Source organism: Bartonella sp. CL63NXGY (assembly GCF_042194905.1).
In the GTDB taxonomy this organism is placed as follows: Bacteria; Pseudomonadota; Alphaproteobacteria; order Rhizobiales; family Rhizobiaceae; genus Bartonella.
In genome coordinates this window covers 1-374 of record NZ_JBHINK010000096.1, presented here as the reverse complement: position 1 = coordinate 374, position 374 = coordinate 1, and the positions used below count along the sequence as shown (strand labels likewise).

The 374-nt window shown below is 44.1% G+C and carries 1 pseudogene; it reads right to left on the bottom strand.

The annotated features are described in order from the left end of the window. A pseudogene (locus ACFIK0_RS09430) lies at nucleotides 1-320 on the bottom strand (hypothetical protein); the annotation flags it as partial. Nucleotides 321-374 lie beyond the last annotated feature (54 nt).

Below are 374 nucleotides of genomic sequence, written 5' to 3'. Positions count from 1 at the left end.
ATGGAATTAATTTCAGTCATTGCAGCTGCACATGTTCCAGAGCCAGTTAAGGCACCAATTAATGCTAATGGTTCAATTCTCAACACATAACGTCCAAACAAAAGAGTTAGTACATGAGGGGCAATTGCGACAATTGCGCCAATAAACAGCACTCCCACACCAAGCGATTTAATTGCGCCAGTAAATGCTTGTGCTGATTGTAACCCCACTGTTCCGACAAATAGAGTTAATCCCAAGCTTTGAAAAAAGCCAGTGACAGTAGTGGGGATCGAATCATGATCTCGGTGATGGGCAATCCAGGTACTCAGAATTAGGCCCATAATGAGGGCGGCTACCCCATTTCCTAATTGTAACGGGATACCGTTCAATCTGAG